2 protein-coding genes and 1 tRNA gene are annotated in these 3,962 nt (G+C 70.5%); all 3 read right to left on the bottom strand.

Annotated elements, in window-relative coordinates:
* Window positions 1-214: 214 nt before the first annotated feature.
* Window positions 215-2,437, bottom strand: coding sequence for an NADP-dependent isocitrate dehydrogenase (locus ACJA3G_RS32140; RefSeq protein WP_406556565.1), 2,223 nt, complete (start codon window positions 2,435-2,437; stop codon window positions 215-217).
* Window positions 2,438-2,615: 178 nt separating this feature from the next.
* A tRNA-Pro gene (locus ACJA3G_RS32135) sits at window positions 2,616-2,692 on the bottom strand.
* 69 nt (window positions 2,693-2,761) lie between these two features.
* Window positions 2,762-3,829: a Gfo/Idh/MocA family protein gene (locus tag ACJA3G_RS32130; protein WP_406556566.1), complete on the bottom strand. Its 1,068-nt coding sequence runs from the start codon at window positions 3,827-3,829 to the stop codon at window positions 2,762-2,764.
* Between the last annotated feature and the right edge of the window lie 133 nt (window positions 3,830-3,962).

The following is a 3,962-nucleotide window of genomic DNA, read 5'->3' as shown; positions in this document are numbered from 1 at the left end:
GTCTCGCTCGGTGCGGCGGGGGTGGCGACGGTGGTGTGGCCGGGTGAGCGGGTGCCGGAGCGAGCGGCCGTGCGCCGCGCGACGGCCGCCGTACGCTGACACGCCCTGCCCCTGTCCCGTCCTGTCCTCTCACCCTGTCCCGTCCCGTCCGGAAAACGGGAACCGCCCCGGCCGGGCATGCTGCCGGCCGGGGCGGTCAGGGTGCCGCTGGGACTCAGGCCAGCAGCGCGAGAGCCTGGTTGAAGGTCGTCGACGGGCGCATGACCGCCGCCGCCTTCGCCGGGTCGGGCTGGTAGTAGCCGCCGATCTCGGCCGGGGAGCCCTGGACGGCGATCAGCTCGGCGACGATGGTCTCCTCCTGCTCCGCCAGCGTCTTGGCCAGCGGCGCGAAGGCCTCCGCGAGCTGGGCGTCGTCGGTCTGCCTGGCCAGCTCCTGGGCCCAGTACAGCGCCAGGTAGAAGTGGCTGCCGCGGTTGTCGATGCCGCCGAGCTTGCGGCTCGGGGACTTGTCCTCGTTGAGGAAGGAACCCGTGGCGCGGTCGAGCGTGTCGGCGAGGACCTGGGCGCGCGCGTTGCCCTTGGTCGTGGCGAGGTGCTCGAAGCTGACCGCGAGGGCCAGGAACTCACCCAGGCTGTCCCAGCGCAGGTAGTTCTCCTTGACCAGTTGCTGGACGTGCTTGGGGGCGGAGCCGCCGGCGCCCGTCTCGAAGAGGCCGCCGCCGTTCATCAGCGGGACCACCGAGAGCATCTTGGCGCTGGTGCCCAGCTCCAGGATGGGGAAGAGGTCCGTCAGGTAGTCGCGCAGCACGTTGCCGGTGACGGAGATCGTGTTCTCGCCGCGGCGGATGCGCTCCAGGGAGAACGCGGTCGCCTCGACCGGAGACATGATCTTGATCTCCAGGCCCTCGGTGTCGTGCTCCGCGAGGTACGCCTTGACCTTCTCGATCAGTACGGCGTCGTGGGCGCGCTCGGCGTCGAGCCAGAAGACAGCCGGGTCGCCGGTGGCGCGGGCGCGGGTGACGGCGAGCTTGACCCAGTCCTGGATCGGCGCGTCCTTGGTCTGGCACATCCGGAAGATGTCACCGGCGGCGACCTGCTGCTCCAGGACGACAGCGCCCTCGGCGTCGACGACGCGGACGGTGCCCGCGGCGGCGATCTCGAAGGTCTTGTCGTGGCTGCCGTACTCCTCGGCCTTCTGCGCCATCAGACCGACGTTCGGGACCGAGCCCATCGTCGCCGGGTCGAAGGCGCCGTTGGCGCGGCAGTCGTCGATGACGACCTGGTACACGCCCGAGTAGCTGCTGTCCGGCAGCACGGCGAGGGTGTCGGCCTCCTGGCCGTCCGGGCCCCACATGTGGCCGGAGGTGCGGATCATGGCCGGCATGGAGGCGTCGACGATGACGTCGCTCGGGACGTGCAGGTTGGTGATGCCCTTGTCCGAGTCGACCATGGCGAGCGCCGGGCCCTCGGCGAGCTCGGCCTCGAAGGACGCCTTGATCTCGGCGCCGAGGTGCGGCACGGAGTCCAGGCCCTTGAGGATGGCGCCGAGGCCGTCGTTGGGGGACAGACCGGCGGCGACGAGCGCCTGGCCGTACTTCGCGAAGGTCTGGGGGAAGAACGCGCGCACCACGTGACCGAAGACGATCGGGTCGGAGACCTTCATCATCGTGGCCTTGAGGTGCACCGAGAACAGCACGCCCTCCGCCTTGGCGCGGGCGATCTGCTCGGTGAGGAACTCACGCAGCGCGGCGACGCGCATCACGGAGGCGTCGACGACCTCGCCCGCGAGGACGGGGACGGACTCGCGCAGCACGGTGGTGGTGCCGTCCTCGGCCGCCAGCTCGATGCGGAGCGAGCCGGGCGCGGAGACGACCGCGGACTTCTCCGTGGAGCGGAAGTCGTTCTCCCCCATGGTCGCCACGTTCGTCTTGGACTCGGCGGTCCAGGCGCCCATGCGGTGCGGGTGGGCCTTGGCGTAGTTCTTCACCGAGGCGGGGGCGCGGCGGTCGGAGTTGCCCTCGCGCAGCACCGGGTTGACGGCGCTGCCCTTGACCTTGTCGTAGCGGGCGCGGATGTCGCGCTCCTCGTCGGTCTGCGGGTCGTCCGGGTAGGCCGGCAGCGCGTAGCCCTGCGCCTGCAGCTCGGCGACGGCGGCCTTGAGCTGCGGGATCGAGGCCGAGATGTTCGGCAGCTTGATGATGTTGGCGTCGGGCGTCTTCGCCAGCTCGCCGAGCTCGGCGAGGGCGTCGTCGATGCGCTGCCCCTCCTGGAGGTACTCCGGGAAGAGGGCGATGATCCGCCCGGCCAGCGAGATGTCCCGCGTCTCCACAGTGACCCCGGCCGTCGAGGCATACGCCTGGACCACAGGCAGGAACGAGTACGTCGCCAGCGCGGGCGCCTCGTCAGTGTGGGTGTAGATGATGGTCGAGTCAGTCACCGGGTGCTCCACTCCACGTATGCAACATTGCTCGACATCAAGATATCTCGTGGTGGGCCCGGGCCGGACAGGGCCCTGCCCAGGGTGGCGGGCCGCGGCAGGACCCGCAAACAGGGTGAAAACGCACGGAAAGCCGCCTTCTCCGATGGAGAAGACGGCTTCCGACCTGCGAAAACGCTGGTCGGGACGACAGGATTTGAACCTGCGACCCCTTGACCCCCAGTCAAGTGCGCTACCAAGCTGCGCCACGTCCCGGCGCCCGTCTGACCTGGGGTTTCCCCCGGCCGAACGTGCACGAGAACAATACCGCACTTCGACCGGTGGTCACGAACGCCTTTCGGCCGTCGGGCCCGGCGCGCTGGGTCGGCGCGGCTGGCCGCCCGCGAAGTACGCCACGAGATCCGGGTCCGGCGCCTCCACCCGGCGGGGGGTGCCTCCGTCGCGCAGGGACATGGTCGCCTCGTAGCCCGCCGCCACGGCCATCCGCGCGGCGACCGGCGAGGTGTCGGTGGGGCCGCCCTCGCGGGCGAACCTCAGGAACTCGTCCATCAGCAGCGGGTCCGCCCCGCCGTGCCCCGAGTCGTCGCGGGCCGGCGGCACCTCGTGGATCTCGTCGGGCTCGTCCCGGAAGTGGGAGCGCCGGGCGTTCCACACCTTGACCCGGCTGCCCGGTCCGTCGCCGAAGTTCTCCAGCCGCCCCGCGTCCCCGATTACGGTGTAGTTGCGCCAGTAGTCGGGGGTGAAGTGGCACTGCTGGTAGGCGGCGAGCACACCGTTGTCCAGGCGCATGTTCAGCAGCGAGACGTCCTCGATGTCGATCACCGGGTTGAGCGCCCGCTGGGTGTGCGGCGGCCAGTGGCCGTCCTTGGTGTACCAGTCGTCCGCCTTGGGCTCCCCCGCCGCCCGCCGGTGCGGGTTGTCCCCGTAGACCATGAGGTCCCCCATGGCCTGGACGTCGCGCGCGTAGCCGCCGGCCAGCCAGTGCAGCACGTCGATGTCGTGGGCGGCCTTCTGGAGCAGCAGTCCGGTGGTGCGGGCGCGCTCGGCGTGCCAGTCCTTGAAGTACCAGTCGCCGCCGTAGCCGACGAAATGGCGGATCCACACGGTCTTGACCGTGCCGATCGTCCCGCGCTCGACCAGGTCGCGCATCAGCCGCACAACCGGCATATGGCGCATGTTGTGGCCGACGTACAGCCGCGAACCGGTCTCGTACGCCGTACGCAGGATGGTGTCGCAGCGCTCCACGGAGATGTCCAGGGGCTTCTCGACGAGGACGGACTTGCCGGTGCGCAGGGCGGCGCAGGCGAGGTCCGCGTGGGTGTGGTCGGGGGTGAGGACCAGCAGGGCGTCGATGTCGGGGTCCTCGACGACCTTGCGGTGGTCGCCGGTCATGGCGGCGTCGGGGAAGGCGCCATGACCGGCGACCACCGCAAGGTCGTCGAGGACCCCGACATCGACGCCCTGCTGGTCCTCACCCCCGACCACACCCACGCGGACCTCGCCTGCGCCGCCCTGCGCACCGGCA

It is taken from the genome of Streptomyces sp. YS-3 (assembly GCF_045257485.1).
In the GTDB taxonomy this organism is placed as follows: Bacteria; Actinomycetota; Actinomycetes; order Streptomycetales; family Streptomycetaceae; genus Streptomyces.
Note: the sequence above shows the minus strand (reverse complement) of the source record. Positions and strands in the feature narration are given on the sequence as shown.

What these genes read in the sequence shown, in the direction of transcription:
- ACJA3G_RS32130 (WP_406556566.1), bottom strand. Translation starts at nt 3,829, where the DNA reads ATGACCGGCGACCACCGCAAGGTCGTCGAGGACCCCGACATCGACGCC.